The 13937-nt window shown below is 68.5% G+C and carries 14 protein-coding genes; 10 read left to right on the forward strand and 4 right to left on the reverse strand.

What is annotated here, in order from left to right; translation table 11 throughout:
• Window positions 1-195: 195 nt before the first annotated feature.
• The 4 genes from FJR00_RS13760 to FJR00_RS13775 all read left to right on the forward strand — a co-directional run bounded on the left by FJR00_RS13760 (window position 196) and on the right by FJR00_RS13775 (window position 3138).
• The gene (locus FJR00_RS13760) at window positions 196-750 is read left to right on the forward strand and encodes a DUF2500 domain-containing protein (RefSeq protein WP_141339231.1); all 555 of its coding nucleotides are present in this window, start codon (window positions 196-198) and stop codon (window positions 748-750) included.
• Window positions 751-876: 126 nt separating this feature from the next.
• Window positions 877-1353, forward strand: coding sequence for a hypothetical protein (locus tag FJR00_RS13765; protein WP_141339232.1), 477 nt, complete (start codon window positions 877-879; stop codon window positions 1351-1353).
• Window positions 1354-1496: 143 nt separating this feature from the next.
• Complete coding sequence (locus FJR00_RS13770; protein ID WP_075957153.1) at window positions 1497-1943, forward strand: AAA family ATPase; 447 nt, start codon at window positions 1497-1499, stop codon at window positions 1941-1943.
• A 319-nt stretch (window positions 1944-2262) separates the two neighbouring features.
• Window positions 2263-3138 carry a potassium channel family protein gene (locus tag FJR00_RS13775; protein ID WP_238330505.1) on the forward strand — a complete coding sequence of 292 codons (876 nt, stop codon included), beginning with the start codon at window positions 2263-2265 and terminating at the stop codon, window positions 3136-3138.
• A gap of 246 nt (window positions 3139-3384) precedes the next feature.
• On the opposite strand, the gene FJR00_RS13785 is transcribed toward FJR00_RS13775, so the two are convergent.
• The 3 genes from FJR00_RS13785 to FJR00_RS13795 all read right to left on the reverse strand — a co-directional run bounded on the left by FJR00_RS13785 (window position 3385) and on the right by FJR00_RS13795 (window position 7091).
• Window positions 3385-3756, reverse strand: a complete 372-nt coding sequence (locus FJR00_RS13785) for a DUF1622 domain-containing protein (protein ID WP_141339234.1) — start codon at window positions 3754-3756, stop codon at window positions 3385-3387.
• Window positions 3757-4434: 678 nt separating this feature from the next.
• On the reverse strand, window positions 4435-5616 hold the full coding sequence (locus FJR00_RS13790; RefSeq protein WP_141339235.1) for an IS110 family RNA-guided transposase: 1182 nt from the start codon (window positions 5614-5616) through the stop codon (window positions 4435-4437).
• A gap of 542 nt (window positions 5617-6158) precedes the next feature.
• A complete protein-coding gene (locus FJR00_RS13795) occupies window positions 6159-7091 on the reverse strand; it encodes an NADP-dependent oxidoreductase (RefSeq protein WP_141339236.1) in 933 nt (310 codons plus the stop codon).
• An 851-nt stretch (window positions 7092-7942) separates the two neighbouring features.
• Here FJR00_RS13795 and FJR00_RS13800 point away from each other — a divergent pair.
• Together FJR00_RS13800 and FJR00_RS13805 are read left to right on the forward strand one after the other, a co-directional pair.
• Window positions 7943-8725 (forward strand): helix-turn-helix transcriptional regulator, encoded by a 783-nt coding sequence (locus tag FJR00_RS13800; protein WP_141339237.1) that lies wholly within the window; start codon window positions 7943-7945, stop codon window positions 8723-8725.
• 229 nt (window positions 8726-8954) lie between these two features.
• A complete protein-coding gene (locus FJR00_RS13805) occupies window positions 8955-9188 on the forward strand; it encodes a hypothetical protein (protein WP_141339238.1) in 234 nt (77 codons plus the stop codon).
• A gap of 307 nt (window positions 9189-9495) precedes the next feature.
• Here FJR00_RS13805 and FJR00_RS13810 read toward each other — a convergent pair whose 3' ends face one another.
• The gene (locus tag FJR00_RS13810) at window positions 9496-10038 is read right to left on the reverse strand and encodes a TetR/AcrR family transcriptional regulator (RefSeq protein WP_141339239.1); all 543 of its coding nucleotides are present in this window, start codon (window positions 10036-10038) and stop codon (window positions 9496-9498) included.
• A gap of 87 nt (window positions 10039-10125) precedes the next feature.
• On the opposite strand from FJR00_RS13810, the gene FJR00_RS13815 reads away from it, so the two are divergent.
• The 4 genes from FJR00_RS13815 to FJR00_RS13830 all read left to right on the forward strand — a co-directional run bounded on the left by FJR00_RS13815 (window position 10126) and on the right by FJR00_RS13830 (window position 13150).
• Window positions 10126-10953: an SDR family oxidoreductase gene (locus FJR00_RS13815; protein WP_141339240.1), complete on the forward strand. Its 828-nt coding sequence runs from the start codon at window positions 10126-10128 to the stop codon at window positions 10951-10953.
• A 221-nt stretch (window positions 10954-11174) separates the two neighbouring features.
• Complete coding sequence (locus tag FJR00_RS13820; protein ID WP_141339241.1) at window positions 11175-11681, forward strand: DUF2975 domain-containing protein; 507 nt, start codon at window positions 11175-11177, stop codon at window positions 11679-11681.
• Window positions 11681-11911: a helix-turn-helix domain-containing protein gene (locus FJR00_RS13825; protein ID WP_141339242.1), complete on the forward strand. Its 231-nt coding sequence runs from the start codon at window positions 11681-11683 to the stop codon at window positions 11909-11911. Before FJR00_RS13820 ends, FJR00_RS13825 begins: the two co-directional genes overlap by 1 nt.
• 9 nt (window positions 11912-11920) lie before the next feature.
• Window positions 11921-13150, forward strand: a complete 1230-nt coding sequence (locus FJR00_RS13830; RefSeq protein ID WP_141339243.1) for an NAD(P)/FAD-dependent oxidoreductase — start codon at window positions 11921-11923, stop codon at window positions 13148-13150.
• Window positions 13151-13937: the final 787 nt, after the last annotated feature.

Consider the following 13937-nt stretch of genomic DNA (forward strand, 5'->3'; position numbering starts at 1 on the left):
CGTACCGGAGGACGCGCGCATCTGCCGCTCGGAGGGCGTTAGGTCTTCGGGGCGTCCGCCTGGCCGAACACATGCTTGGCCCGGCACGGACAGCGCTTGCCGGGGACCCAAGAAAGGTTCTTGACCCGATCGGGGGGTGCTGGCCGCGGGAACCCGTCGCCGGACGGTAGCGTCCGACCTGGGCCGAGTTGAACCTTGGCACTCATCGAGGAGGTGGGCCTGATGCATACGACCATGTGGCGGCCGCTGTGGGCAGGCGCCAACGGATCGGGCCCGGCCATGGATCCTGACGTGCAGTTCGATCCGGGGGTGTCTCTCGACCCTATTGCTGGACCGGGCGAGGGGTTGTTCTCCGCGATGCCGGTGCTCATGGGCATCTTCTTCATCATCTTCGTGATCGTGGTCGTCGTGAAGCTGGTCCAAGCCGGGCAGACCTTCGCCAACAATTCCGCGTTGCCCGAGCAGACCGTCGCCGCACGGGTGGTCGGAAAGCGGACCCACACCGAGGGCGGGGCGGGCGACAGCGCGGTGCAGACCGCTTACTTCGCCACGTTCGAGGTTGGGAGTGGTGAACGCATCGAGGTCAAGATCCCACCACGCGAGTACGGCCAGTTCGCGGAGGGGGATCAGGGGCAACTTACCCATCAGGGCACGTGGTATCGCGGGTTCGAGCGCAGGCGCGTCATCCCAACGGACGGCTCGTGGGAAGCACCCGGCGGCCCCTCCCTCCGGCCGCCGAACACAACCTGAGGCCAACCGCAACGTTTCCCTGAACCACTCCGAGCGGCCAGCCTCGCGCCGTCCGCTCTTGCCGCCCGGAGCGTGGCCACTCTAGTGCTGCCGGCCCGGTTTAGGCATCGCGATACTCTAGGGCCGGTGAGCGATGTGGCCGCCTTCCAGGAGAAGCTCTTCCTCCCTGCCCCACTCCAGTGGGCTGTCCGCCTTGGCGCGATCGTGGTGGCCGGACTTGTGGTCTACGCTGCCGTGACTGAACCCATGTCGGCGCTGAAAGGAACGGTCGGGCTCGTCATAGGGCTGGGCGTCACGAGCCTGATCCTGGTGATCCACGGAGTGGTCGAGGTCACGGCTGCGGAATTGCGACTGCGTCTCTTTCCGGTGTGGCGCAAGAGGGTCAGCCTGCGAGAAGTCTCCACACTGCACCGGGTCGAAGTGAACCCTTTGGCACAGATGGGCGTCCTTGGAGTCGGCCAGATCGATGGCGCCACTGCTCTGGCCCTGCGCAAGGGAGACGCGGTGCAAGTAACCATGCGCAACGGCCACAAGTACACGGTGGGGCTGCAGCGGCCCGAGGGACTGCTGTCGGCCGTTCGGGCGGTGCGGCCCGACCTTTAGACGCGAAAACCCGCAACCCCCGGCGTCACCTGGCCCTCGGATCGGACTCGAACGCGGAATCATCCCGTGGCCGATGCAGGGGCTGAGCAAACGTCCGGTATTGCCGCTTCCGGGAAGTTTCGCCCAGCCAGTAGGTTGCGGTCATGGCACGGATCTTGGTGACCGGGATGTCGGGTGCTGGCAAGACGACCCTCTTGCACGAGCTTCGCCGGCGGGGCCATCAAACGGTCGACACCGACTACGGCGGGTGGGAGGACCATCCGGGGCGGTGGGACGAAACACGCATGTCAAGCCTGCTTGCGGAGCACGACACGATCGTCGTCTCCGGAACCGTTGAGAACCAGGTCCTCTTCTACGACCGATTCGAGCACATCATTCTGCTTAGTGCACCGGTCAGCGTCCTGCTCGACCGCGTGCGAGGTCGGACCAACAACCCCTACGGCAAGACAACGCGTGACCAGATGGAGATCCGTGAGTATGCGGAGACCGTCGAGCCCCTGCTCCGCCGCGGAGCGACCCTTGAAGTAGATGGCACCCGCCCGGTCAACGACCTAGCCGACGTCGTCGAGCAACTGATCCGAACTCACTGACATGCCGCACTGAGCGTGGCCGCACGCTACTGCCGCACTGAGCGTGGCCGCACGCTACTGCCGCTGGTCGCGCACGAGCGTGCTTGGGCACCGGTGCGGTCTGGTTCTCGGCGTTCGGGATGCTCGTCACGGTGCCGGTAGGCGCGTGTCGCTTCCGTGTGGCCCTACCGTGGTCCCATCGCCCCGGCCGATCGGATCGCGCGGGCGCGCGGTGACGAAGGGAGCGCCCGATGTGGAAGACCTGTGATGTGCCAGGGACCGGAGTGGTCCACGGGAGGGACCAGTCAAGGCAGCAGGCTGCGCACGAGGGAGCGCCGTGATGATGCCCGTTGTCCTGACCGTCACGGGTGGTGTGCTCGTGCTGGCCGGTCTGCAGGACATGTTTCGAACGCTGTTGCACCCTACAGGGCAGGGGAAGTTGAGCTCGGCCGTTTTGGCCGGCCTGTGGAGACTCTCACGGGCCACCAAGCACCGGATCGGGGTCGTGGGTCCCTCGGCGATGCTCATGGTGCTGCTGGTGTGGGTACTGCTGCAGGTGTGCGGATGGGCTCTCGTTTGCCTTCCACACATTCCGGAAGGCTTCACCTACTCTTCTGGGATTGACCCCGGCCAGTATTCCGACGTCGTTGAGGTGCTCTACATCTCGGCGGTCAACTTGACGACACTGGGCTACGGCGACGTGGTCGCCACCGACCCGTGGATCAGGGCGGTGTCCCCGTTGGAGGCCCTCACTGGCTTTGCGCTGCTGACAGCCGGCCTGACGTGGTTCACGCAGGTGTATGCGCCGCTGTCCCGCCGGCGTGCGCTCGCCCTGCAGTTGAAGGGATTGGCAGACACCGGCTACGCCGATTCCCTTCACGACACCGACCCCGTGGCCGTGACCAGAGTTCTTGACACCCTCGGGGCGGACGTCGGCATGGTGGTGGTCGACTTTGCACAGCACAGCGAGGGTTTCTACTTCCGCGAGTCCCGGCCGGAACTCTCCCTCGCCCACCAGGCGCGGTACCTGTTGCGGCTGCAGGCCGCAGCGATGCAGGCGTCCGAGCCCGCGGTGCGCAGCAGCGGCGGTCGGCTCTTTGTGGCGGTGCAGCAGCTGAGCACCGCCCTGGACGAGGGCTTCATCCATCTAGGTGCTGAGCCCGCTCGGGTGCTGGCTGCCTATGCCGCCCAGCACGACCCGCAGGGATGTGCCTGAACGGTTCGGCCGCGGAGCCACCGACGTGCAGCCCGAAAGTGACCAGGTGACGGATCGTGACGATGAGGGCGACGCTGCCGGCACCGGCCCAGCCCAGGTCGGTCGACAGACGCAGAAGACCGGCGGCGAGGAGGAAGTCGAGCAGCACGGGCACGCCTTGGCGAAGACCGGCACGGGCGCCGACCCCCGCGGCGGCGAAGATGCCGAGCCCCACGACCGCCGTCGCGACGACGTCGAGCACCTGGTTCACGGCTTCGTCGGATCGACGCTCGTCGTGGCCCGCTCCAGCTCCTCACGCTCGCGGTTGATCTCCCTGGCCAGGAAGTAGTTCAACGCTGTCCGGATGGCCGCGATGGCGGCCAGCTTGCCGATCTCCTCGAATGTCGGCGCGACCGCTGTGGTCAGCACGTCGCTGGCCAGCTGGAACTCAAGCCCCAACGCCAGGAAGCGGCCCAGCAGCAGACGGACCCGCACGAAGCCGGCGGTGTCCCGGCGGGCCACGGCGTAGACGAACAGCACGAAGGCGGAGGCTGCACCCACGCCGATGACGACCGCTCCAGCCGCCTCTATCAGCAGGACGAGCCAGTCGACGCCTTGCCGCAGCAGTTCCTCGGGCACGCGGTCTCCTCAGGGGCGGTGGGGCGGATCACCCCATGCTTGACCCGCCTGGCAGCCCCCGCAACCGAAACCAGCACGACCTGCTGACCGATCACATAGGCATCTGCCACCAGTTAGGCGTGCGCATTTGCCCAGTCGACCGCCCGGTCGTGCCCGGGGGTCTCCCCCGGAGCCGCACCCCTGAAGCAGGACTGGCCATGGTGCCGGCGAGCAGTATCAAAGGGCTCATCCCGAGCCCGAAGTACCCTCACCACCTAGGTTTGCCAGCGCGCCACAGCACGCACCCGATTGCCGCACCTGGTACTTCATGTGCCTCGGGTCGACACCATCCGGCCAGCGCGGAGCTTCCCGCAGCATCGCCTTGTACTGCAGATAGCCCTTATCAGACTTGCCGTAGGACCAGTGCGCGCCCTTGGTGCCAGGCGCCGTGACATGGATGTGCTTGGTCGAAGGGTCGTACCAGACGCCGTGCTCGATGTAGACCGTGTGCTCCCCTTCAGGGCCAGGCGCAACTTCATGCTGCGCGCTCCTTACCGGGAACCCTTCAGGTATGACACGGCCCGCTCGCTCCTGTCCAGCGTTGCGGCAATCCACCCTTTGGCATCGAATCGCGGCCATCACTGGGCGCCCGCTACTGCCGCCAGGAGCGTGGTCGCACGCTATTGGCACCCCTCTATGTCAAGACGCCGCCGGAAGAGGGGTTCTAGTCTTGGGAGCGGCGGGTCCGGGAAGAGGCTTGTCCGAAGAGCCGGCAGCGGGTTGTGAGCCGGTCGCGCTGGAGTCAGAGTCGTCACCCAGTTGCCCTCCCGGGCCCGTCGTCGTGTGTCCAGCGAGGTCGTCGAGCATCGCCTTGTACACGAGGTCAGACAGGCGTCGTTTGAGGCAGCGCAGCGCTTCCATCGACGTCTTCCCGGCCGCCTTCTTCCGGTCGTAGTAGGCCCGGCCTTCGGTGGTTCTGGTGCGCAGCTGGACGACGGCCATGATGTGCAGCACCCGGTTGATCTGCCGGTTGCCGCCTCGCGAGAGCCGGTGGCGGACGTGCTCGCCTGAGGAGGCGTCGACCGGGGCGGTGCCGGTCCAGGACGCGAAGTGGTTGCGGTCGGGAGAGCGGGTGATGTCGCCGACCTCCACGAGCAGCCGGGCGGCACCGGAGGGTCCGATGCCGTGCAGGTCCATCAGCGAGCTGCCGGTCTCGGCGACGAGGGCCGTGAGTTCCTTGTCCGCGGCCTTGGTGCGCGCGTAGATCGGGGCCAGGTCCTCGGTCAGCTCGAGGGCGTGGGTCTTGCGGACCTTGCCCGCCGCGGTGGTGGGGCGGACCTTCTTGAGCAGCTCCTTGGCCTGGGCCGCGGACAGGAACGTCTTGGCCCCGCCGGGGATGAGCTCGAGCAGCAGTTTGTGCAGCTGGCACACCTTGCGGACGTGCTCCTCACCCAGAGAGCGGCGCCGGTCCACGCACATCCGCAGGATCTCGAGCTGGTCATCGGAGACGACCGGGCGCAGCCCGGACATGCGTACCCCGACCAGGGCGATGGAGTGGGCGTCGGTGGCGTCGGTCTTCCGGCCCTGCCCGGTGGCGAAGATCCGCACCCGCGCGGACATCTTCGCCGGCACGTCGACCACGTCCTCACCGTCGGCGACCAGCCGGTCGGCGACGTGCTTGCCGATGCCCGCGCGCCCTTCGACGGCCCACACCCGCTGGGGCCACTGACGGGCATAGGCCAGCAGCCGGCCGTACCCGTCGAGGTCGGTGCCGAACCGGCCGCTGCCGACGATTGCCTCCTCGGCGGTCATGACCTCGATCGTGACGCTGCGCTTGTGCGGGTCCATCCCGATCACGACCCGCGGAACCTGCTCGTCCATGCTCGTGCTCCCTTGCTCGCGACAACAACGGTGGTGTCGAGCTGGGAGGGCACCGCTACGTACGGCTGGGCATACCCCTCTTGAGCCTCTCGCAGCCCTGGCGGTGACCGGGACGACGCACGCCAATTGTGAGCCTCACGCCAAGAGCGTGGGCAGCCGCAAAGAGAACGACCGCCCCGGTCACCTGGGACCGAGCCTGGCCGGGCCCGATCCTGCCGTCAATGAGACACGTAGCCGCGCTGAGGGCGGCTACGCTCGCCCGGATCTGCCGCTGGTCGCGAAAGGTCTGGTCACGCCGCACAGGGGCCGGCTTGTCCGTTCAACTCAGCCGCGTGCGAGCCGCGAGTGTGCAACTGTTGGACTAGGTCGGATCGAGGTGGGCGATGCCAGGCTCAGCCGAGGAGCTCCAGGCCCGCTCCGAAGGCAGAGGAGCGGCAATGCGCCAACCTACAAGTGCTCCATATTCAATAGCGGGAGTGTACGGACCCTGCGCCAGAAGCAGCGGCGGCTGCCACCCCGGCGCAGGGTCCGACAAGCCTTACCTAGCTCTGGTCGCCGATGGTGATGGCGATCTTGCCGCGCACATGTCCCTCGATGCTGCTACGGAAGGCGTCGGCCGCGCGCTCCAGCGGGAAGGTGTCGGCGATGACCGGCTTCACCCTCCCGACCTCCACGAGCTCGGTGAGCGCAAGCAGGTGGACAGGGTTGGGACGGACGAAGATGTAACGGCCACCCTTCTCCTTCACTCTGTCGTCGACCACGGAGGCAACCCGCTCGGGCGTCTTCAGGTACGGCAGGGATGCCATCCAGTCGTCGCCTCCCACAAAGTCGACGACGGCATCAAGCCCATCGGGCGCCGCCTCGGCGATGCGCTCCGCGAGCCCGTCGCCGTAGGTCAGCGGTTCGGCGCCGAGCGAGCGCAGGAAGTCGTGGTTCTTCTCGGACGCAGTGGCCAGGACGCGGCCTCCCCACGCCGTGGCGATCTGGATGGCGTAGGTACCCACGCCGCCCGCTCCGTTGTGCACCAGGACAGTGTCACCCTCGGTCGCGCCGACCGCCTCGAGTGACTGGTACGCCGTCAGTCCCGCAAGGGGGATGGTGGCTGCTTCGGCCCAGGACACGTTGCGCGGTTTCCGGGCAAGAGCCCGCACCGGAGCGGCGACCCGCTCGGCGAACGTGCCCAACCCCACCGTGTCCATGCGGGCGTAGCCGATCACCTCGTCACCGGCCTGGAACTCGGTCACCGAGACTCCCGGCTCCACGACGACGCCAGCCACGTCCCAACCCGGAATCACCGGAAAGTAGGTTGGCAGGGCAGCGTCGAGGTAGCCGGCGGTGATCTTCCAGTCGACCGGGTTGACCGACGATGCCCGCACGTCGAGGAGCACGCTGTCCGGCCCCACCTTCGGGTCAGGCTGGTCGCCGTACTGAAGGACGTCGGGACCACCGTACTCGTCGTAAAACACTGCCTTCATCGTGCTCCTTCTCACAAGAATTCGCCCCGGCGGGGCTCGTCACCTTCCGGCGGCAGCAACCGTCAGTTCCCGGTGCGCATTCCCGGCGACGGCGCGATCACCAACATCCACACGACGCCGCCCTGGACCAACGGCTCGTCCACCGGCTCCCGATCCTCACCCGCCGGGCCATGCTCAGCAGAGGGGCGTCCCCACCGGGCTCCGGTCCGGCCAGGCGGCCGCGACGATCAATTCCAGACCGGACTCTGGCCCATGGTGCGCACCCACCTGGCGGCGCAGTTCCCGCCGAGGAGAACCAGCGGTGCTGCCGCCCTGAGCGAGGCCGCACGCTACTGCCGCGTGCGGTCGAACGTGTTCCGCCGAGGTGATCCGCTGAGCCCTCTGACGGATTTCGCAGCTGTGGCAGTGAACGAGAGGACCGAGGCACGTCGGTCTCAAGGGACCGAGGGCGGCCAGCGCTGGAGGCGCCAGTCATCCCAGGTGTCGAAGCCTACGGGTGGTGCGTCGATCGGGTCGGTGCCGTGGAGCTCACCTGGCGAGGGGATCTCGATCGTGGGCGCCCATGTGGCCAGGTCATTCTCGGACATCGGCCAGCTCGCGTGGGGGGCTTCGGCTTGGCGCTGATCCAGTCGCCTGCGCTGCTCGGCCGGTTCCAGTTCAAAGTAGTGCATCTCTACGGCTGCGCCGCGGTCGGCGGCTGTTGGACGACAGCCATCGGGCCGTCTGACGCACCCGCAAGGCGAGTCGGAGCGGCCCTGTTCCGAAGCCGAGGTAGTGCTCACCCCCGTTGGGATCTTGCGGACGGTCGATCTTCCCTTGCGTGGCGGCCGAGCCGACCCCATTCTCTAGAGATGGATGGCCGGCGCCTGACGCGCAGGGGTAGTGCTCTCTGCCACGAGCTCGCGGAAGGGCATGACGCACTGCCCGAGGTGTTGGAACTGCTTGCCGACTGCATCGGGACGGATCTGGTCTCGTGCGCAACTTTCGAGGCAGGGTCGACGCTCTTCGTTCCCGGCGCCGAACACCCGCTGCTGGTCCTTCATGGCTGCGCGCCGCTGACCGAGACCATGCTCGCCACGTGGGATCGGCTGCTCCCCTCCCATCCGTACGCGGCCCACCTCGCCAGTACTCCGACACCTGCCCCCCGGCTGACAGACGTGGTCGACCTGCCGGCCCTGGAAGGCAGCGCGGTGTTCGAGCTGTGTCTGCGCCCGCACGGGGCTCGTTACCAGTGCGGGCTGACCCTTGATCGGGCACCGGGTCGCTTGGTCCTGCTTTCGCTCTGGCGGAACGACAGAGATTTCGACGACCCGACGGTCGAGACGCTGCAGTTGTTCGCGCGTGCAGTCGGTGCCGCCCTGCAGGTCGGCGCCAGCCTTGGGGCGCTGCGCCAGCTCTCGGGTGGCGTCCCTGGGGCCGAGGTCCTCTCGCCTCGCCAGCAGCAGGTGGCGTCCATGGTGGCGCTGGGGCTGACCAACGAGCAGATCGCGCGTCGTCTCGGTCTGACCACGAGGACAGTGCGCAAGCACCTGGAGGATGCTTTCGCGCGGACCGGGGCACGATCCCGCACGGAGCTCGCCGTGCGCTGGCGACAAGAGGTCCCCTCGCGGGCAGACCTGACGGCGTCTGTGTGAGCCGCCGGCGAGCCGCCTCGTGGTCGTAGGCCGCGGGCCTTGCCCGGCAAGTTGCAGGCTTCGCGAAGGAGGCCGTGCCGGGACATCCACCCATGGCACGCGGTTGAGGGTGGCCAAAGCGCCACTGTCAGGCACGAGCAGGCACTTCTAGATTTGGCATCAACAGCGAACGCTGTCGAGAGCAACTGAGAAGGGATTGGTCATGGGTGTGATGTCAAGGACGATTGCCGTGGCCGCCATCACCGGAACGGTCATGGTGGGAGTCGCAGGTACGGCGGGTGCGTCGCAGTCGCCCAACGAGAACGCGACCTGCCTGGGCGAAGTCTTCCAGGCACAAGCCGTAGAGGCGCCTCGCACGGTGTCCAACCGGATCCTCGAGATCAGGGAGTTCTTCCTGGAGGGGACGCCGTTCGGCCAGGCGTTGAAACCACTGGCGCACGACGTCGCGGAGGGCTGCCCCTGACCGTCCCCCGCTCCGAGTTTCAATTGTTCGCGCCTTCTCACACGGGCGGGAGCACCCGAGGACGCGGATGACCCACTCGTGCCAGCGCACGGTGATGATCTACGTCACGCTCGCCAACGCTCCGGGGCTCCGCCGGGTGTGGCTGCCGGCCAGAGCCGGGCAGATGCCCCCAGCGCTGCAGCCATCCGGGTCTGTCCGCGGGGGTCGGGTCGCGCGGCCGGGTCGTCTGGGCTGCGCGACCCGTGCGCCAGGCCAGCGAGCGTCGGAACGGTGGTCGCCTTCGTTCGCTGGCGGGTCATGAACGCGTTCAGGCCAGGGCGGCGCGGACGACGAGCTCGAGGGCCGGCCGGATGTCGCTGTCGTCGTGGCGGGCGACGCGATGCAGGATCAGTCCCTCCGCGCACGCCATCATGGCCCGGGTCGCCGCAACCGGGTCCGTGGCGCCCAGCTCTGCAAGTGCCCCCTGCAGGGCGGCCTCAAAGGTTGCCCGACCCCGTCCGAGGCTCTCACGCAAGGCGGGATTGTGGCTCGCCTCCATGAAGAGGACCAGGCGGGCGCTGGTCAGTGTGCGCTGGTCCTCGGTGGTGCGGTCCAGGAGCGCCACCATGGCCTCGAGGAGCTCCTCGGCCGACTGCGGGGCGAACGTGGCTCGCATCCCAGAGATCTCCCGCTCGAGGATGGCGTCCGCCACCCCACGAAGGAGGGCGTCGCGCGTCCGGAAGTAGTTGGACGTGGACCCCGGCGGGAGGTCGGCCCGCTCGTCGATCCGGCGGTGGGTCAAGGCCTTCAGGCCCTGGGTGCCCACCAACTCGATGGCGGCATCGAGGGCACGGTCCCGCAACGATCTCATCTGAGCACTATATGAGTAGTGACACCGTGCCACTACGCGAGTAGTATGACGGGTGAGGCGGGGCGCCTGCCGGAAAGGATGTTCCCCATGCCATCGGTACTGGTCACCGGAGCCGGTCGCGGGATAGGCGAGGCCATCGCGCTGCGGCTGGCCCGCGCCGGATGGACCGTTTTCGCCGGCGTGCGCGAGGAACTCACCGGGGAGGGCCTGGGGCGCGAGGACCGCGGCATCACGAGGGACCTGCTCGACATCACCAACGAGGCGCACGTCGCCGCCCTGGCCGACAACCTGCCCGACCGGCTGGACGCCCTGGTCAACAACGCCGGCATCGGCGTGCTCGGCCCGATCGAGACCGTCTCCGTCCCAGACCTTCGCCGCCAGTTCGAGGTCAACCTCTTTGGCCAGGTCGCCGTCACGCAGGCCGTACTGCCGCAGATCCGTGCCGGCGGCGGCCGGATCGTCTTCATCTCCTCCACCGGCGGCCGGGCGCCGGTGCCCATGGAGGGCGCCTACTGCGCATCGAAGTTCGCGGTGGAAGCAGTCGCGGACGTGCTCCGGGTCGAGCTCCGGCCCTGGCACATCGAGGTGTCCGTCGTAGAGCCCGGCCCCACCGACACCGGCCCGTGGCAACAGATCCAGCCATTGCTGCATGACATGGAGCAGGGCATGGCGGCCAACCACCGCGAGCTCTACGCGCAACACATCAGCGGCATGCTCAAGCTGGTCAGCACGCTCCAGTCCCGGACCGTGCCGCCGGACGTCGTAGCCCGGGTGGTCGAGCAGGCGCTGACCGCGCGCCGCCCTCGTGCTCGCTACGCCGCCGGGGCCCAGGCCCGAGCGATGGTCACCATGAACGCAGTCCTGCCCACGCGGCTCAACGACGCCATCGGAGCCCGGCTCCTCGGCCTGCGGTAACCCACCCGGTTCAGACAGGCCCGGCACGTCATGGTGCTCCAGATGCTGAACCGGGGCCGCCCGGACGACAACGTCAGGACCGGATGCGGGTGTCCGGTCCTGGCCGCCAGGTGGGGCCTGGAGGGGGTGGCACGGCCACGCGACCTTCCGATCATCGTTGCACGTTCAGAATCTATCGTTGTACGATACCTCTGCATTGTTTCTCGACGAAAGAGATGGCTATGAACAGGTGGGTCGTGCTGAGCCTGCGGGTGGTGCTCGCGATCGCGCTGCTGGGCTCGCTGGTGGTGCAGGTGCTGATCGTCCCGCTGCTGTGGCTGGACATGGACGAGGCGGGCGAGGGGTTCCGCACCTCACTGGCGGTGATCGCCGTCCTCGGCATCCTGTGCCTGCAGGTCATCGCCGTGTGCGTGTGGAGGCTGTTGACGATGGCCGCGCGCGGCACCGTGTTCTCCCCGGCCAGCTTCCGTTATGTCCACATCGTCATCGGTGCGATCACGGCAGGTTCGGTTCTCGTGCTCTGCGTCGCGGTGGTGGCCAGGTTCGCCAACCACGCGGTCGAGGGTGACGCCGTGGCTCCCGGGATGGTGGGGATCATCTCCGGGCTGGCTCTGGTGGCCGCGGGGGTCGCCCTGCTCGTCTACGTGATGCGCACCCTGCTCGCGCAGGCGGTCGCCCTCGACGTGCAGTCCCGTCAGCTGCGCTCCGAGCTCGACGAGGTGATCTGATGCCGATCGTCGTGGACATCGACGTCATGCTGGCCCGGCGCAAGATGGCCGTGGGCGTGCTCGCCGACAGGATCGGCATCACGCCGGCCAACCTCTCCGTGCTGAAGAACGGCCGTGCCAAGGCGGTACGGTTCACCACCCTGGAAGCGCTGTGCGAGGCGCTGGACTGCCAACCGGGGGACCTGCTGCGCTGGGAGCCGGACGGTGACAGCCCGTCCGGCACCGGCTGACCTGCTGCCATGGCTGACCTTCCGGTCACCGTCCACGTCGACGTCCTGGTGGTGGGCGCCGGCCTGGCAGGACTGCGCACCGCCACCCGGCTGGCGGAAGCAGGCCACGAGGTGCTGCTCGTGGACAGCCGGGCCTCGCTGGGCGTGGGGATCCGCACCACCGGCATCTTCGTGCACCGAACCCTGCAGGACTTCCACTTCCCCCCGCACACGCTCGGCCCCGCGATCCGGCGCGTGGTGCTCTACCCACCCAGCCACCGCAGACCCGTGGACCTTCGCAGCGAGCGGGATGAGTTCCGCGTGGGCCGGATGGCCGAACTGTGCACGTGGGCCGGGGAGCAGGCCGAGCAGCACGGGGTTCAGATCATGCTCGGCACCAGCTACCAGGGCCGCGACGGCGCGGCCTACCACCTGCAGGGACCGCACGGAGCAGTCCGGGTTCTCGCCCGCCTGGTCGTCGGCGCCGACGGGGCCCGCTCCCGCGTGGCCAGGGACCTCGGACTGGACACCAACCGTGCCCTGCTCGTGGGTGCTGAGGAGACCTACCCGGTGCACGACCCGACCGATCCGCCACCGACGTTCCACTGCACCCTGGACCCGCGGATCGCCCCCGGCTACCTGGCCTGGGTCGTGCACGACGGCGTCCACGTCCACGTCGGGACAGCCGGGTACCCCGCCCAGTTCCGCCACGGCCTGCGCCAGAGCCTGGCCACCTACCGTGCCCAGGCCCCCGGGCTGTCGACCGCCACGCGCACCGGACCGGTCGAACACCGTGCCGGTCCGATCCCTGTGGGCGGGCTGCTCCGCAGGATCGGCAACCGGGACGGTCTCCTGGTCGGGGACGCCGCGGGGGCCGTGTCCCCGCTGACCGCCGGAGGGCTCGACCCGTGCCTGCGCCTGTCGGACCACGCGGCGCTGATCCTCGACGAGGCACTGAGGACGGGACGGCGCGAGAGCCTGGACCGCTACGACGCGGCCCCCCTGCGCCGTCGGCTCCGGGGCCGAACAGCTCTTCGGACCGTGCTCGCCCACACCAGCTCATCCCGCCTGGTAGAAGCCGCCTTCACCGGCCTGCGCACGACCCCCGGCCGCGCTGCTGCACGCCAGATCCTGTTCTCCGACAGGTCCTTCCCGATCGACGCCCCTACCGCACCTGGGGAAGGCGAAGACGTCACCCCACGCCAGGGCCGAACCGTTGAGGCGTGCCCCGGCGACGCGCGGGTCACTACTCCCCGTTAGCGGACTTGCCGCCATCGCCTCGGGCCACACCGACGACATCCGCTGCGTCCAGCACTCTCAACGGTGCCTACCGCGGAAGCGCGCCCGTCCAGAAGGACGCCGGCTCGTTCGAGGGGGTCGAGGGAATCACCATCTGGAAGGACGTCTCCTACGGCGGGCAACCCACCCAGGTGCACGTGATCCTGCTCGACAACGACTGGCCCGACGGGGACGACGCCTACTTCAAGCATCACCGGGTGCCCACGGCACAGACGCTCTAGAGAGCGCCTGGCCGGGCGGGCCCCTCCAGCCACCGGCGGGCACGAACGGCCCGTCCTGACCAGGGCGCCGCGGACACCGGGGGACGACGCTCGTCGTCGACCGTGGGTCCCATAGACGTCTCACGGCGCCGTGGGTGGGTCGGAACAGGTGACGGCAAGGTCGTGTCACGACGACGCCTCCGTCACGGACCTGAACCCGGTATCGACCATGAGGTGCTCGACCCTCGGACGGGTACGTGGTGGCCTGTGTGCGGCCCTCCCGGGTGCAGGGGGGGGGTATTCCCCGGGAGGGCCGCCCGCGGCGGTGGGGTCTGCCCGGCGGTGATGGGCTACCGGGCGACGCGCACGTCCCCCGCGGGCCGGTCGAAGCCGGCACCGGGCAGCGTAACGCTCACCCGAGCTCCTCGGTCAACGTGGTCGGGGGCTGGGTCAAGGGCCGTTTCCAGGGACGTGTAGGGACGTGCCCTGACCTGCGGTTCTTCCAGCGTCCCCACCCTGGCAGGGGTGTGGTGGGGCCCTGGTGGGGA

This window comes from Ornithinimicrobium kibberense (assembly GCF_006519705.1).
GTDB lineage: Bacteria > Actinomycetota > Actinomycetes > Actinomycetales > Dermatophilaceae > Ornithinicoccus > Ornithinicoccus kibberensis.